General features: G+C 72.1%; 12 protein-coding genes. 5 read left to right on the forward strand and 7 right to left on the reverse strand.

Annotation, left to right across the window (positions count from 1 at the left end; translation table 11 throughout):
* Positions 1-37 precede the first annotated feature (37 nt).
* From M2157_RS42720 to M2157_RS42730, 3 genes are read left to right on the forward strand one after another with little or no spacing between them, the layout of a single operon-like run.
* Complete coding sequence (locus M2157_RS42720) at positions 38-331, forward strand: SHOCT domain-containing protein (protein WP_280867872.1); 294 nt, start codon at positions 38-40, stop codon at positions 329-331.
* Positions 328-1086 (forward strand): ABC transporter ATP-binding protein, encoded by a 759-nt coding sequence (locus tag M2157_RS42725; RefSeq protein ID WP_280855779.1) that lies wholly within the window; start codon positions 328-330, stop codon positions 1084-1086. The genes M2157_RS42720 and M2157_RS42725 overlap by 4 nt, the downstream gene beginning before the upstream one ends.
* The gene (locus tag M2157_RS42730; RefSeq protein WP_280867873.1) at positions 1083-3644 is read left to right on the forward strand and encodes an ABC transporter permease; all 2562 of its coding nucleotides are present in this window, start codon (positions 1083-1085) and stop codon (positions 3642-3644) included. The genes M2157_RS42725 and M2157_RS42730 overlap by 4 nt, the downstream gene beginning before the upstream one ends.
* Before the next feature lie 123 nt (positions 3645-3767).
* Here the strand turns inward: M2157_RS42730 and M2157_RS42735 are convergent, their stop codons facing one another.
* Both M2157_RS42735 and M2157_RS42740 read right to left on the reverse strand, forming a co-directional pair.
* Complete coding sequence (locus M2157_RS42735; protein WP_280855777.1) at positions 3768-4289, reverse strand: ATP-binding protein; 522 nt, start codon at positions 4287-4289, stop codon at positions 3768-3770.
* Positions 4290-4474: 185 nt separating this feature from the next.
* Entirely contained in the window at positions 4475-4798 is a 324-nt protein-coding gene (locus tag M2157_RS42740; protein WP_057617772.1) for a hypothetical protein, read from the reverse strand.
* Positions 4799-5145: 347 nt separating this feature from the next.
* Here M2157_RS42740 and M2157_RS42745 point away from each other — a divergent pair, with 347 nt between their 5' ends.
* Positions 5146-6300, forward strand: a complete 1155-nt coding sequence (locus M2157_RS42745; RefSeq protein WP_280867874.1) for a PLP-dependent cysteine synthase family protein — start codon at positions 5146-5148, stop codon at positions 6298-6300.
* A gap of 123 nt (positions 6301-6423) precedes the next feature.
* Here the strand turns inward: M2157_RS42745 and M2157_RS42750 are convergent, their stop codons facing one another.
* Both M2157_RS42750 and M2157_RS42755 read right to left on the reverse strand, forming a co-directional pair.
* Positions 6424-6903, reverse strand: coding sequence for an SRPBCC family protein (locus tag M2157_RS42750; RefSeq protein ID WP_280855774.1), 480 nt, complete (start codon positions 6901-6903; stop codon positions 6424-6426).
* Between the two features lie 52 nt (positions 6904-6955).
* Complete coding sequence (locus M2157_RS42755) at positions 6956-7786, reverse strand: DeoR/GlpR family DNA-binding transcription regulator (protein ID WP_057617769.1); 831 nt, start codon at positions 7784-7786, stop codon at positions 6956-6958.
* A 311-nt stretch (positions 7787-8097) separates the two neighbouring features.
* Between M2157_RS42755 and M2157_RS42760 the strand changes: the two genes are divergently transcribed.
* The gene (locus M2157_RS42760; protein ID WP_280858924.1) at positions 8098-10416 is read left to right on the forward strand and encodes a hypothetical protein; all 2319 of its coding nucleotides are present in this window, start codon (positions 8098-8100) and stop codon (positions 10414-10416) included.
* On the opposite strand, the gene M2157_RS42765 is transcribed toward M2157_RS42760, so the two are convergent.
* The 3 genes from M2157_RS42765 to M2157_RS42775 all read right to left on the reverse strand — a co-directional run bounded on the left by M2157_RS42765 (position 10386) and on the right by M2157_RS42775 (position 14585).
* Positions 10386-12821, reverse strand: a complete 2436-nt coding sequence (locus tag M2157_RS42765) for a right-handed parallel beta-helix repeat-containing protein (protein ID WP_280867875.1) — start codon at positions 12819-12821, stop codon at positions 10386-10388. The genes M2157_RS42760 and M2157_RS42765 overlap by 31 nt on opposite strands.
* Before the next feature lie 111 nt (positions 12822-12932).
* Positions 12933-13538, reverse strand: a complete 606-nt coding sequence (locus tag M2157_RS42770) for a hypothetical protein (protein ID WP_280867876.1) — start codon at positions 13536-13538, stop codon at positions 12933-12935.
* Positions 13539-13757: 219 nt separating this feature from the next.
* Entirely contained in the window at positions 13758-14585 is an 828-nt protein-coding gene (locus M2157_RS42775) for an MOSC N-terminal beta barrel domain-containing protein (RefSeq protein WP_280867877.1), read from the reverse strand.
* Between the last annotated feature and the right edge of the window lie 25 nt (positions 14586-14610).

A 14610-nucleotide genomic window follows, 5' to 3' on the forward strand; every position in this document is an offset into this window, starting at 1 on the left:
GTCATCACGACAAGACCCACCAAGGAGATGACTCAAGATGCAGACACTCGCGCACTGGGACGGCGGCCCCGGCCCGTGGATCCTCTTCTTCCCGCTGATCTGGGCGGCCGTCGTGCTCGGCGTCGTCACCGTCCTGCGCCGCACCGTGTGGCGCGGCCGCCGCGGACCCTGGCGCGCCATGGCCGACGCCCGCCCCTCCGGCGACTCACCGATCGCCATGCTCGGCCGCCGCTTCGCCTCGGGTGAGATCGACGAGGACGAGTACTGGCGCCGGCTGTCCGTCCTGGACGAGCAGTTCGGCCCTGCGGCGGGCAAGGGCGGTGCGGCATGACCGCCACGACCACCTCGACGAGGACGCTGCCGGCCGCCCGGGTGGTCGACGCCGTGAAGGTGTACGGCAGCGGCGACACCGGGGTGCGGGCCCTGGACGGGGTGAGCGTCGACTTCCCGGCCGGCCGCTTCACCGCGATCATGGGGCCCTCGGGCTCCGGCAAGTCCACCCTCATGCACTGCGCGGCCGGCCTCGACACGCTCACCGAGGGCGCCTCCTACATCGGCGCCACCGACCTCGGCTCGCTCGACGACCGCCGTCTGACCCTGCTGCGCCGGGACCGCGTCGGCTTCGTCTTCCAGGCGTTCAACCTGGTGCCGACGCTGACCGTCGAGGAGAACATCAGGCTGCCGCTGGACCTCGCGGGAGGCAAGGGCGACGCGGAGTGGATCGACGCGCTGATCGAGGTCGTCGGCCTGCGCGACCGCCTCCGGCACCGGCCCGCCGAGCTGTCCGGCGGACAGCAGCAACGTGTCGCCGTGGCCCGGGCGTTCGCCGGCCGACCGGACGTCGTCTTCGCCGACGAGCCCACCGGGAACCTCGACTCCCGCTCCGGCGGCGAGGTCCTCGGCCTCCTCTCCAGGACCGTGCGCCGGACGGCCCGCACGGTCGTCATGGTCACCCACGACCCGGTCGCCGCCGCCCACGCCGACGAGGTCGTCTTCCTCGCCGACGGGCGCCTGGTGGACCGTATGGAATCCCCCACCGCCGACCGGGTCCTTGACCGCCTGAAGGCCTTCGAGGTGCCCTCATGAACGCCTCCGTACGGCTGAGCATGTCCTCCCTGCGCGCCCACAAGCGGCGCTTCGCCGGGACCTTCCTCGCGGTGTTCCTCGGCGTGGCGTTCCTCGCCGGGACGCTCGTCATGGGCGACACGCTCCGCGCCGGCTTCGACACCATGTTCGGCAACGCGACCGGCGGCACCGACGCCGTGGTCCGCAGTGCCGAGGCCATCACCACGCCGGGGGAGAGCGAGGGGGTGCGCGAGCCGGTCGACACCGACCTGGTCAAGACCGTCGAGCAGGTTCCCGGTGTCGCGGCGGCCGCCCCCGACATCCAGGGAGCGGGCCAGTTGATCGGCGCCGACGGCAAGCCCATCGGCGGCCAGGGCCCACCCACCGTGGCCGGCAACTGGATCGACGACCCCGAGCTCAACCCGTACCGACTCGCCGAAGGCCGTGCACCGAAGAGGTCCGGCGAGGTCGTCGTCAACCGCGGCACCGCCGACCGGGGCGACCTGAAGATCGGCGACACGACGGTCCTGCGTACGCCCGACCCCGTCGAGGTGACGATCGTCGGCCTCGCGACCTTCGGCGGCGAGGACGGCATGGCCCAGGTGACCTTCACCGGCATGACTCAGTCCGACGCCGAGAAGTACCTCACGGCCGGGCCCGGGGAGGCGTCGAGCATCCAGGTGCGCGCGGGTCCGGGCGTCGGTCAGCAGGAGCTCGTCGACCGGTTGACTCCCGTGCTGCCCAGGGGCGTTGAGGCGATCACCGGTCAGGAGTCGACCGAAGAGAACACCGACATGATCTCCAGCCAGTTCCTGGCCGTCTTCACGACCTTCCTGCTGGTCTTCTCGGGCGTGGCCCTCCTGGTCGCCACCTTCTCCATCCACAACACCTTCGCGATCGTCGTGGCCCAACGCACCCGTGAGAACGCCCTGTTGCGGGCTCTCGGTGCCTCCCGCCGGCAGGTCACGGCATCCACCCTGACCGAGGCGAGCGTGGTCGCGGTGACCGCGTCGGCCGCCGGCCTCGCGGGCGGCATCGGCATCGCCGCCGGGCTCCAGACGCTGTTCCCGGCGATCGGATTCCCCTTCCCGGAGGGCGACCTGGTGGTCAGTGTGCTGTCGATGGTGCTGCCGCTGGCGGTCGGCATCGTCGTCTGCCTGGGCTCCGCGCTGCTGCCCGCCGTGCGCGCGGGCCGCACCGCACCGCTCGCCGCCCTGCGCGAGACGGCCGTCGACCAGTCGGGCGCATCCCGGGTCCGAGCGGTCATCGGCGGGGGACTGGCGGCACTCGCGGTGGCCGTGACGCTCACCGGCGTCCTGGTCTCACCGTCCATCTGGCTCGCGGGAGCCGGTTCCGTAACGGCCCTGGCGGCGTTCGTGGTCCTCGGCCCGGTCGCCTCCACGACAGCCGTACGGGTCATCGGTGGCCCCCTCGACCGGCTCCGCGGAGTCACCGGCTCCCTCGCCCGCCGCAACGCCCTGCGCAGCCCCAGGCGAACGGCCGCCACCGCGAGCGCGCTGATGATCGGCGTGGCCGTGGTCTCCCTGTTCACCGTGTTCGGAGCGTCCCTGAAGGCCACCATGGACCAGACGGTGTCACGGTCCTTCGCGGGCGATGTCGCCGTCAGCACCCCGTCGTTCGGCGCGGGCGGCAGCGGCCTCAGCCCGCGTCTCGGCGGAGCGGTCCAGCAACTGCCCGAGGTGGACACGGCGGTGGGCCTCGGTCGCGGTGTCGCCGAAGTCGACGGCAAGGGGCGGGCGTTGACCGTCACCGACCCGCTCGCACTGGAGCGCACCTTCGACCTCGGCAAGGTGCGGGGTTCCCTGAGCGACCTCGGCACCGACGGCATCGCCATCACCGAGAAGGAAGCGGAGAAGCAGGGCCTCACGACCGGCGACAAGGCCCGGCTCACCTTCACCGACGGCGCGAAGGACACCTTCACGGTCCGCGCGGTCTACGGGCAGTCCGAGCTGGCCGGTGACTACGTCATCACCCGCGCGGCCTGGGCCCCGCACCGCACGCAGGACTCCGACACCCTCGTCGCGGTCTCCTTCAAGGACGGTGTGAGCACCGGCGCGGGCAAGGCGGCGGTGGAGAAGGTGGCGGCGCGGTACGGCGACCCCGAGGTGCAGACCCGCGACGAGTACGCGCAGTCCTCGGCCGGCGGCATCGACATGATGCTCACCCTGGTCTACGCGCTGCTCGCCCTCGCGGTCCTCATCGCCCTGCTGGGCATCGCCAACACACTGACCCTGGCGATCCACGAGCGCACCCGGGAACTGGGTCTGCTGAGGGCCGTGGGCCAGGCCCGGTCCCAGCTCCGCGCCATGGTCCGCTGGGAGTCGGTCCTGGTCGCCGCGTTCGGCACGGTCGGCGGACTCGCCCTCGGCGCCTTCCTCGGCTGGGTCCTGGTCGAGGCCTCGGACGGCGCGAGCGACAGCACCTTCGCCTTCGCGATGCCACCCGTGCAACTCGCGGTGGTGGCCCTGGTGGGCGTCGCCGCGGGAGCCCTCGCAGGCCTGCGCCCGGCCAGGCGCGCCGCCCGTCTGGACGTACTGCGGGCGATCGCCACCGAGTGACGGGCAAGGGTGCAGCCACGCCGACTGCGCCGGCGCAGTCGGCGTGGCTGAGCCGGAGGGGCGCGCACCGGTTGAAAGCGCCCCGCGGGCGACCAAGCGAAAAGAGGAGTCGTCACCGCCCGGTCAGCCGGCAACGGCGGACCGGGCGGGAGCGTGTTCGGGCCTACGGCCGTCGACCCGCACCTCGGCGTACCTGAGCGCGGTCTTGTCAAGGACGGTGCGCCGCTGTGGCCGCGCGGCGGAGGGCGTCGGCAGTGTGAACCACACGGCTTTCCCCGACTCGCCGTCCGGCCGGACGCCCCAGCTCTCGCTGACCGCGGCGACCATCGCGAGCCCTCGCCCGCACGTGGCGAGCGGCTCGGTGTCCTTGATGTCGGCCACGACCGGCAGACGCGGGTCGTGGTCGTGCACCGAGACCGTGAGCCGATCGAGCAGCAGCTCGATCTCCACGGTGCACGTCTTGTCGGGCTGGGCATGGCGGTGGACGTTGGTCAAAAGCTCCGTCACACCGAGCACGGCCCGGTCTATGAGGGGATCCATGTGCCAGTAGCGCAACTGCGCTGAAAGGATTCTGCGGACCTGGCCGATCCGCGACGGCAGGGCTTGAAGCTCCACCGTGCAGTGCCTGCTTGGATAACTGATCACGGCTGCGACTCCCCGACGTGAGGTCCGGAAGAACACGGAGTTCGGATCGATCCAGCAGGTGCCTGCGTGAAACGGCCGCCTGCTGTCGTGCCCGGCGGGCTGGTTCGCAGCGTGATCGCCGGTTAACCCAGAGTGATGTGAGATCAGCGTGACTCAGGAGGTGTGATACCGCAACTCGCGGTGACTCAGCCGCTACGACCAGCAGCCCTGCGTACGGCCTCGATGAACCGGCGTGCGGCGGGCGGCCCCGGCTCGCCGGGAGCGGGGTCGTGATCGCCCAGGGTCAGCAGGTACCTGTTGCCGTTGAGGTCCGCGAGGGCCCGGTCGTCCGCCGCGAACCAGGGCTTGGAGGCGCGCACCGCCTGCACGGGCGCACTGTCGATCTCGCTGCCGTAACTGGTGAGCAGTTCCAGTCGGCCGTCGTTGATCCGGACCTGACCGGCCCGGGTGAGCGAACGCAACCTCTTCCCGATCCGCACGCCCGTAGCCGTGAACTCCGGCTCCGCCATGCCGCCCCGCCCCCTTGTGAGCGTCGGTGTGCCGGCCCGTCGCTCCCGCGTGGGCCGAGAGCCGGCTCCTGTCGTGATCCAGTGTGCGCCCCCGTCCGAGACATCCGTCCCGTCCGGTGCAGTCTGCCCGCCACGGGCGTCCAGCACCAGTGCGCATGACATCTCGCCGGGGGCGCCCGGAGCACTCGTCGAATGCGCCCCCGTGGTCGCGTTCCGTTGTGACCCCAGGGGTGTCTTTGGGGCTCTCAAAGGTGTGTTTATGCAGGTGAGAAGCGTGCGGAAGGTGTCTATGATCGAACCATCGGCCGCGCGACGCGCCGTCGGCGCGAAGTGTTAGGAGCCCCGCCGTGAGCACCCCTCAGCAGACCCGGACCGGCGACACCCTCGATGTCGACCGCACCGACACCACCTATCGCGGCTGGCTGAAAGAAGCCGTCCGCAAGGTCCAGGCCGACGCCAACCGCTCGGCCGACACGCATCTGTTGCGCTTCCCGCTCCCGGAGATGTGGGGCATCGACCTGTACCTCAAGGACGAGTCGACCCACCCGACCGGCAGCCTCAAGCACCGGCTCGCCCGTTCGCTCTTCCTCTACGGCCTGTGCAATGGCTGGATCCGGCCCAGCCGCCCGGTGATCGAGGCGTCCAGCGGCTCCACCGCCGTGTCCGAGGCGTACTTCGCGAAGCTGATCGGTGTGCCCTTCGTCGCGGTCATGCCGCGCACGACGAGCGCCGAGAAGATCCGCCTCATCGAGTTCCACGGCGGCCGGTGTCACTTCGTCGACGACCCGCGCACGATGTACGAGGAGTCCGCCCGCCTCGCGGTGGAGACCGGCGGCCACTACATGGACCAGTTCACCTACGCGGAACGGGCCACGGACTGGCGCGGCAACAACAACATCGCCGAATCCATCTTCCGCCAGCTGGAGTTGGAGCGTTTCCCGGAGCCCGCTTGGATCGTCGCCACGGCCGGCACCGGAGGCACCTCGGCGACCATCGCCCGGTACGTCCACTACATGCAGCACGACACCCGCATCTGTGTGGCCGATCCGGAGAACTCCTGTTTCTTCGAGGGCTGGACCACCGGCGATCCGGACGTCACGTGCGACTGCGGCTCGCGCATCGAGGGCATCGGCCGGCCGCGCATGGAGCCGAGCTTCGTGCCCGGGGCGATCGACCGCATGATGAAGGTCCCGGACGCGGCCAGCGTGGCCGCCGTCCGTGCCCTGGAGCGGACCATCGGCCGCAGGGCGGGCGGCTCGACCGGCACCGGACTGTGGAGCGCGCTGAAGATCATCGCCGAGATGGTGGCCGAAGGACGCCGGGGGAGCGTCGTCACCCTGCTCTGTGACCCCGGCGACCGATACCTGGACAAGTACTACTCGGACGCGTGGCTGGCCGAGCAGGGCCTGGACATCGAGCCGTACACGGCGGCGATCGCCTCACTGCTGGAGACGGGGATCTGGCCGGGCCACGTCTCTCCCGGCAGGTCCCAGTCGGACTGACCCGCAGGATTGTTCACACGGCTGATCGGTGGCCGGCCGCCTGGTCAGGCGCAGGCGGTTCCCGATGACCTTGCGGTCCGTCACCGGCAGGCGACCGGGCCAGGGCCCTGGGGGACGCCCCGGCTAGGATCCCTGCGCAGCGAGGCGTCGGTCCAGCGTGCGGACCGCGTCCCGGAAGGCCCGCCCCAGCCCGGCGCGCCCCAGCTTGGCGACGACGCGGAACGCCGCCGTGCCGTCCACGGCGAACGTCCAGCGCACATGGGTGCCCGCCCCGGCGGGAGTGAGTCTCCACTCCTCGACGATGGCGCGGGCACCGGGAGCGTTGGCCACGTCGACACGGTAGGCGTACAGCTCGGGGGCCTTCGCCGCGAGGACCGTCTCCTGGAAGCGCCCGCCGCCCTTGAGGTGGATCTCCCGGGTCGAGCCGTCCCCGGTCGAACGGGCCAGAGTCACCGCGGAGAACCATTCCTCCCAGCCCGGTACGTCCTCGGCGAGCGCCCGGTGAACCGCCTCCGGCGGGGCGGCCATCTGCTGGGCGAACACCAGCCGTACCGGCGCGGTCCCGATGAAGTCGAGCCCCACCTCACGCAGTTGGTGAACCACGGACACACCCCCCTGGCGTCGAACGGGAAGTGTCACCCTAACTGACGCTCAGTCAGCTGTCTGTACCGTCAACGGACTCACCGGCCACGACCAGCCGTCGCAGATGCTCGGAGACCTCCGCGCGCGCCCCGGCCGGCAGCCCCGCGTCCGTGACCAGCGTGTCGACCTGCTCCAGCGAGGCGAACGAACTCAGGCCCACCGTGCCCCACTTGGTGTGGTCGGCCACCACCACGACCCGCCGCGCCGACTGTACGAGACGCCGGTTGGTCTCGGCCTCCGCGAGGTTCGGCGTCGACAGTCCGGCCTCGACCGATATGCCGTGCACACCGAGGAAGAGCACGTCGAAGTGGAGCGCCCCGATCGCCTGGTCGGCCACCGGGCCCACCAGCGAGTCGGACGGGGTGCGCACACCGCCGGTCAGCACGACGGTGGCCGCGCCCTGGCGGGGGCCCGTGGTGCGCTGCGCCGCGTGGAACACGTCGGCGACCCGCACCGAGTTCGTGACGACGGTCAGATCGGGCACATCGAGCAGATGGTGGGCCAGCGCGTACGTCGTCGTACCGCCCGACAGCGCGATCGCGGTGCCCGGGGCGACGAGCTCCGCCGCCGACCGTGCGATGTCCTCCTTGGCGGTCAGCTCCAGACCCGACTTCGCCTCGAAGCCAGGCTCGTGGGTGCTCGCCTCGACCACCGGGACGGCGCCGCCGTGCACCTTCTCCAGCACACCCTGGCGGGCCAGCGCGTCCAGATCGCGCCGCACCGTCATGTCCGACACGCCGAGCTTGCGGGTCAGCTCGTTGACGCGCACCCCGCCTCGGCGCCGGACCTCGTCCAGGATCAGGGCGCGCCGCTGCTCCGCGAGGAGGTTCTGATTCTCACTCACGTACGCTCCGGTCCTTTCGCCTGGGGCCGTCCGACATGCCCTGCGCACCCTCTCCCACAAGCACATTTTGCCCGACCCTGGTGCGCGGGACGTCCCATACTCGCACGGGCCCCGGCGGGGAGTGCCACCGACCGCCCCGTCACCCTCTTGCCACCGGGGTGACACCCGGGCTTTGGCTGTCACCCGGATCGGGGAGATTCCGTGACGAGGGGTGTGCGCACTGCGCAGACCGGAGATCCTTGTGCCCGCACGGACAGATGCCGACAGCGCGTCACGGGGGAAGTGCGAAGACAGTGGAACGTGTCACGACCATGGGCGGGGACGGCTCGGCCGCCCGGCCCGAAGAATCCGGAACCGCCCTGGAACTCCTGGTCCACGGGGTGGGCGGCACCACGCCGGAGAAGATGCTCGACGATCCGCGCACGGTGCGGATCACCGGCGACGACATCGCGGCCGTCTTCCGGCGCGCCGACGACGTCGATGCCGAGAAGAGACCGCGCGAGGGCCGCACCGGCCCGGTGCCCGAGGCGTACGTCTGGTGCAACCTCACCTCCGGCAACGGCACCCGCGCCCTGTGGCTGCTGTTGCTGCCGTTCATGGTGGTCAACCTCGCCCACTGGATGCGCCCCACCGCACGCGGCCGCAAAAGGACCGTGCGCCTCTACGGCCTGCTGGTACGACTCGCCGGTCTGACCCTGACCGTTCTGCTGGTCGCCGCCGCCTGCGAGGTCGCCCTGGACCTCGCGGCCTGGCAGTGCGCGGGCACACGCGCGTGTGCCGAGTCGCACTCCTGGCTGGGCTTCCTGTCGCCCGACGTGTCGGACGGCGGCTGGTGGAGCAGGCCGGGCCGCCGCCTCGCCCTCGCGGCCCTGGTCCCGGCCGCGCTCACCGGCCTCCTCTGGTACCTGTCCCACCGCACCTGGAGCGCCTACGAGTCCCAGCAGCCCATGTCCCGCGAGGGCGATCCGGAGGAGGACAACGGCCGCACCGCACTCGGCCGGCCCGGCTTCTGGTACGGCCGCCGTCTGGTCGCCCGCCTGCGGGCCGCGCACACCGCCGCGGGCCTGCTGACGATCGCCGCGGCGGTCAGCTCGACGGCGGCCCGTTTCGACCGCGCACCGGGCGGCTCCGCACTGCTCGACACGCTCGGCCGGGTCCTGGAGGCCGGTCTCGTCGCCGGTGGGGTCGCCGTCGTCTGGGTGGTGTGCCGCCGCGGCCGCAGCGAGAAGCATCTCGACCGGCAGCTCGACGAGCACCTCGTACGACGTCTGCCGCTCGCCGCGCTCGTCCTGCTCGCCCTCGCCGCGGTGTACGCCGGGTGGGCACGGCCCGGGTGGGAGTCGCACGGCAGGCTGTCGGGGGACGCCACCTTCGGCGGCATCGCCTTCGTGCAGGGCCTGCTGATCATCGCCCTGGCCGCGGTCGCCCACCTGCTGTACCGCACGCATCCCGACCCCCGCTCCGCGATGCGGGGCCTCGGCGGACCCGCCGTGGCGATGCTGGCCTGCGCCCTCGGCGGTGTGATGTCCGGCGGCGTGTCGCAGCGCGTGGCGGACTGGCTGGACGGCACCGGCGCGACCATCCTCGGACCGCCGGTCCTGCTGACCTGGCAGGCCTCCGTGATCCCGCTGGTCCTCGTCGTGCTGCTGGGGCACTGCGCCTGGCTCGGCCTGCGCACCTGGCGCTCCGGGCGGGCCCAACTGGGCGCGGTGGAGAGCGAGTACCCCGCGGAGCCCAAGGACGCGCAACGAACCCGCCGCATCGCCCGCACCCGCGCGATGGCCGCGCTGACGGACCGGGGGCCCCGTCTGATCGGGGTGACCTCGGCCAGCACCCTGCTCCTGGGCGCCGGAGCGCTCGTGGGCGCCCTGACCTCCCACAAGACACCCGGCAAGGCCGCCGAGGGGGCGTACGCCTTCGTCGAGAGCGCCGCGGAGACCGCGCAGGCGCTCGGTTCCTGGCTGATCGGACTCGGCTTCATCCTGTTCGTCACCTGGGGCCGCCGCGCCTACAAGGACCCCTCCGCGCGCCGGACCATCGGCATCCTCTGGGACGTGGGCACCTTCTGGCCGCGCGCCGCCCACCCCTTCGCTCCGCCCTGCTACGCCGAGCGCGCCGTACCGGACCTGACCTGGCGGATCGCGACCTGGACCCGCACCACCCGCGGCCGGCTGGTCATCTCCGGCCACTCCCAGGGCAGCGTGCTCGCCGCCGCCGCGGCCTGGCAGCTGGAGCCGTCGGTCCGCAAGCGGGTCGCCCTGCTGACCTACGGCTCCCCGCTGGAGCGTCTCTACGGCCGCTGGTTCCCGGCCCACTTCGGTCCGGCCGCGCTCACCGCCCTGCACCACGACGTGGACTGCTGGCGCAACCTCTACCGGCTCACCGACCCCATCGGCGGCCCGGTCCGGCTGCCCGGCGACTGCGGCCCCGAAGTGGACCGGGAACCCCTGAAGGACCCGCTCGCCTACGGCCGTACCGACCTGCACCCGCTGCCCTCACAGATCCTGGGCCACTCCGACTACCAGGCCGACCCGGTCTTCGCCGAGGAGCGGGCGAAACTGCTGGGCCGTTTGCAGCCGGACGTACCGGGCCCGCGGGCTCAGGACGACTCGGGCAGATCCTCGGCGTAGAGCAGGGTCAGATCGTCCGTGGTCGGGTCGTCCACCTGGGCGACCCGGCTCGCGTGCCGCTCCACCATCGCCTCGAAGGTCTGGCGCGCGGTCCGGCCGTTGCCGAAGGCGGGGCCCTTGGGCAGCACCGTGAAGTACTTCAGCAGAGCCTCCGCGGCGCCCGGCGCCAGCCGGTACTCGTGCTCCTCGGCCTGCTGCTCCACGATGCTGAGCAGTTCCTCGGGGTTGTAGTCGCTGAAGGTGATGGTCCGTGAGAAGCGGGAGGCCACACCCGGGTTGACCGACAGGAACCGCTCCATCTCGGCGGTGTAGCCCGCGACGATCACCACGACCGCGTCCCGGTGGTCCTCCATCAGCTTCACCAGCGTGTCGATGGCCTCCTTGCCGAAGTCCCGGCCCGAGTCCTCCGGTGACAGCGCGTACGCCTCGTCGATGAACAGCACTCCGCCGCGCGCCTTGTCGAAGGCCTCCTGGGTGCGGATCGCGGTGGAACCGATGTGCTCGCCGACCAGGTCGACGCGGGACACCTCGACCAGATGGCCCTTCTCCAGGACACCGAGGGAGGCGAGGATCTCGCCGTAGAGCCGGGCGACCGTCGTCTTGCCGGTGCCGGGGGAACCGGTGAAGACCAGATGGCGCTTGACGGACGCCGCCTTGAGGCCCGCCTCCTGGCGGCGCCGGCCCACCTCGATCATGTCGGTGAGCGCTCGCACCTCGCGCTTGACGCTGTCCAGGCCCACCAGCGCGTCGAGTTCGCCGAGAACGGCCTTCGAGGTGCGCGAGGGCTTCTCCGGCGCCGCGGGGACGACCAGCGGCTCCTGCTCGGTGATCCGCTGGCCGGGGATCGCACCCAGCAGGCCGGGCGCGCGGGAGTCGTTCTGTACGGCGGTCTCGCGGGCCGCGGGCGGGGTCAGGCCCCCGCTCTCGTCGCTGGTGCAGTCCTCGACGACGGGACCCGCACCGGCGGCCGCGTCCGGGGCGTCCGCGAACTCATAGCCCCCGCGCGCGCAGCGCTCGGTGCGGCACTTCTTCAGCGTCGTACGGCAGCCGTCTATCACATGGAAGCCGTACCCGCCGCTGCCCGTCACTCGGCAGTTCAGGAAGCTGCCGCGGCCGCCCGCCGACACGTAGAAGCCCGCCTCGGCGGGGGAGTCGACTGTGCAGCGCTCGATCGTCGGGTCGGCGCCCTTGGTGACGATCACGCCGGTCTGGGTGGCGTCCACGGTGCAGTTGTTGAGGTTGCCGCCGCTGCCGTGGTCGCGGAACCAGGCGCCGGTCGCCGCGTCCCTGATCCGGCAGTCGTCGAGCTGCGCGGTGGCCCCGTCGCTCACCGACACGGCCGTGTTGCGGACCTGGGAGATGTCGCTGTCGACGACGTCCGCGCGGGAGCCGCGGTCCAGGACGAACAGGGCGTCCGGCACGTCGTGCACCCGGCAGGAGTCCAGTACGGCGGTGGCACCGTCGCTGACCCAGACGGCCGGGTAGTCGCCGGTGCTGTCGAAGATCTCGCACTGGTTGGCGTCCACGCGCGTGCCCGGATCCCACACCGACAGGCCGTTGCGCCCGAACTGACGGACCGTCGTGCGGGTCAGGGTGAGCACCGAACGGGAGCGCAGGTCGACCGCGTTCTCAGGGATGTCGTGGATACGGCAGTCGGCGAGGGTCAGCACCGCGTCGGTGTCGAGCGTGACGCCGTCGCCGGTGGTGCGGTGCACATCGCAGTCGGTGAGGTGGGCGGTGGCCCGGCCTGTGATCTGCACACCGCTGCCGCGGACCTCGTAGATCTCGCAACCCACGGCCTCCAGCGCGGAGTTCTCGCCGGTGGCCGCAAGTCCCGCACCGGAGGTGTGGTGGACCCGGCAGCGCTCCAGGCGGGGATGGGCACCGCCGCGCACCGCGATGCCGGACTGGCCGGCCGCCACGATCTCGCACTCCTCGAAGACCCCGCCCGCGCCGTCCAGTACGGCGATGCCGATGCCGGCCGGGTTGTCGACGGTGCAGCGCCGCACGGTCGGGCGGGCTCCGCCGCGGACCTCGATGCCGGCCGCGGACCGGGTGACGACCCGGATGTCGGAGAGCTCCGGGGTGCCCTCCTCGACGAGCAGGGCGGGCGCGGCGGCGTCCTGGCCCTCCACGTGCAGATCCTGCACCACGGCGGAGGCGCGCACCGTCAACGGCACCCCGTCCAGGGGCGCGATGCGCACGGAACCGGGCGAACCCTCGGGGCCGCGCAGGGTCACCGCCCGCTGCACGACGAGGTTCTCCCGGTAGGTGCCGGGCGCGACCGTGAGCACGTCGCCGTCGGCCGCGGCCTCCAGGGCGGCGGCGAGGGACGCGTACTCACCCGTGCGGCGCCGCCACCGCGATGTACCGGTGTGCGTCACCTGGACCGTGCCCTGTGCCATGGCGTTGCTGTGCCCCCACCTCGACGTACGCGGGTTTGTGCTGCCGAAGAACCTCGGCCGGTCCACCGTAGCGTGCGCGCGGGTGGTGGGTTGACCAGAGCCGTAAGGCCGTCAACTGCCGGTGCCGGTCCGGCCCCAGTCCGGGCCCGCGCGGTCCCAGGCCTGGTCCCAACGGGCGTACCGGCGGCGGACCATGCGCCAGACGGCGAGCCGCCTGCCGCCCTCGATCAGGCCCGCGGTCAGCAGGGCCGCCCCGGTGCCCGCGAGGACGGCATGGGTGCTGGCGGTCGCGGAGTCCAGCGGCCGGGCCGCTATCCGTCCGTGGAGGTCCGTCCACAGACTGAAGTGGTCGCCGCGGTGCGGGGTCTGGAGGGCGGCCGTCACCGTGCCCTTGTGCGTGGTGCCGTCCGGCGCGGTCCAGTCGGCCACCACCCGGCTGCGCACATCCCGCCCCGAGGCGGCCTCGGGGTCGGCGTCCAGCGGTGAGCGGTCCAGTTTGCGGATCACGGTCGCCGTCACCAGCCGGCGGGATTCCTGCTGCTCACGGACCGACCGCTGCAGCGCGTCCTGGGCCACGCCCCCGGTGACGGACCCGACCACCGGTCCGACGACCAGGATCAGCAGCAGGGCCAGCAGGCCCACCCAGGCCTCGGCCAGGTCGGTCCCGCGGCGCAGCGGGTTGCGCCGCCAACGCCAGAGTCCACTGATCGCTCGCACCGTCCGCACCCCCTTCCCCGCTCCGTGATAACCCCCGACGGAGTCGTTCACGCGAGGGACCGGCCGAAGAGAGAGCGAAATCACCTGCGGCCGGGTCCTCTCATGAACTCCTCATGAAGGTCCCAACGTGCAGGCACCCGGGCGGTGTTCCCGCGGCCGAGGCCCGGGTTGATCTTTGGCGGAACTTTGTCCACCGCCGCCGCGTCGACCCGCCGCTCGCTATTCGAGAATCCTCACCGTGTCGCCGACCCGGATGGTGCCGCGGGACCGGGGCACCAGATTCTGTCCGAAGACCAGTTTGCTGCCGAAGCGGCGGTGCCGGCCCAGGGTGTGCAGGGGCTCCTTGCCGCGGACGGCGGCGGCCTGGTCGGTCGTGGTCACCACGCAGCGCCCGCACATCTTGGCCACCCGGAAGGTCACGTCCCCGATCGCGAGGAGCGACCAGTCGTCCTCGGCCCAGGCGTCGGTGCCGCCCACGACGACGTTCGGCCGGAAACGGTTCATGGGCAGGGGGCCCTCGGCCGCGTGCCGGCCTTCGGCGATGAGGGAGTTGAGGGCGTCCAGGGAGGCCGCGGAGACGAGCAGAAGCGGATATCCGTCGGCGAAGGTGACGGTCTCGCCCGGCAGCGCGTACTCGGGTTCGACCGGGCGGCGGTTGGCGGGGTCGTCCATGTGGACGAGGCGGGTCCCGGCGCCGAGGTACTCGCTGCACCACGCGTGCGCGGCCGTGTCGGCGGCGGGTACCCCTTCGACCTTGTCCCCGAAGAGATCCAGCGTGACGGTCTCGGCCGACTCGGGGACCGGCACGGTCAGCGGATCCATGCCGGGCGCGGACAGAACGACGCCGCCGCCGGGGAGCAGCTCGGCGGCGGCCAGCGCGAGGCGCGGCTGCTGTCGCTGTGTGACGACCTTTCCCCCGTCGTCGACCAGCGCCCAGCGCCGGTCTCCGGCCAGCCCCCAGGGCTCCACCTCGGCCTCCCGCGGTGCCAGACCCCGGAACGCCTTGACCGGATGGACGTGAATCGACAGCAGCTGCGCATTCCCCATGAGGCCATCGTGCCAGGTGGCACCG

This window comes from Streptomyces sp. SAI-127 (genome assembly GCF_029894425.1).
Lineage (GTDB): Bacteria > Actinomycetota > Actinomycetes > Streptomycetales > Streptomycetaceae > Streptomyces.

What these genes read in the sequence shown, in the direction of transcription:
- M2157_RS42730 (WP_280867873.1), top strand. Translation starts at nt 1,083, where the DNA reads ATGAACGCCTCCGTACGGCTGAGCATGTCCTCCCTGCGCGCCCACAAG.
- M2157_RS42725 (WP_280855779.1), top strand. Translation starts at nt 328, where the DNA reads ATGACCGCCACGACCACCTCGACGAGGACGCTGCCGGCCGCCCGGGTG.
- M2157_RS42720 (WP_280867872.1), top strand. Translation starts at nt 38, where the DNA reads ATGCAGACACTCGCGCACTGGGACGGCGGCCCCGGCCCGTGGATCCTC.
- M2157_RS42740 (WP_057617772.1), bottom strand. Translation starts at nt 4,798, where the DNA reads ATGGCGGAGCCGGAGTTCACGGCTACGGGCGTGCGGATCGGGAAGAGG.
- M2157_RS42775 (WP_280867877.1), bottom strand. Translation starts at nt 14,585, where the DNA reads ATGGGGAATGCGCAGCTGCTGTCGATTCACGTCCATCCGGTCAAGGCG.
- M2157_RS42765 (WP_280867875.1), bottom strand. Translation starts at nt 12,821, where the DNA reads ATGGCACAGGGCACGGTCCAGGTGACGCACACCGGTACATCGCGGTGG.
- M2157_RS42760 (WP_280858924.1), top strand. Translation starts at nt 8,098, where the DNA reads ATGGGCGGGGACGGCTCGGCCGCCCGGCCCGAAGAATCCGGAACCGCC.